Annotated in this window: 1 pseudogene; it reads right to left on the bottom strand. The window is 67.8% G+C overall.

The window, feature by feature from the left end:
- Nucleotides 1-118 precede the first annotated feature (118 nt).
- Nucleotides 119-428 (bottom strand): annotated as a pseudogene (locus tag J7E68_RS19125) (ABC transporter ATP-binding protein); the annotation flags it as partial.

The raw sequence follows: 428 nt of genomic DNA, 5'->3' as shown, positions 1-428 counted from the left end.
GCCGAACTCGAACAGGTCATCGCCGCCGAAGGTGACCCGCACGAAGTTCGGCGACACCCGTTCGACCGCGCGCACCTCGGCGCGGGCGAGCACATAGGTGGGGCGTTCGGTCGTGGTCTCAGCGGACATGATGCCTTCCGATCGGGGTGACCATCGGCTTTCCCGAGACCGGGTCGATGGTGATCTGGTTCGCGAGGCCGAAGACCTCTTCGACGAGCTGCGCGGTCACGACATCCTGCGGAGCGCCGGTGGCGTGCACCCTGCCCTCCTTCATCGCGACCAGCTCGTCGGCGTAGCGTGCGGCGAGGTTGAGGTCGTGCAGCACCATGACGATCGTGGTGCCGCGCGAGACGCTCAGGTCGGTGAGCAGGTCGAGGACCTCGACCTGGTGCGCGACGTCGAGGAACGTGGTCGGCTCGTCGGGCAGC

It is taken from the genome of Microbacterium sp. ISL-103 (assembly GCF_018613995.1).
Taxonomy (GTDB): Bacteria; Actinomycetota; Actinomycetes; order Actinomycetales; family Microbacteriaceae; genus Microbacterium.
This window is presented reverse-complemented; position numbering and strand designations above follow the sequence as displayed.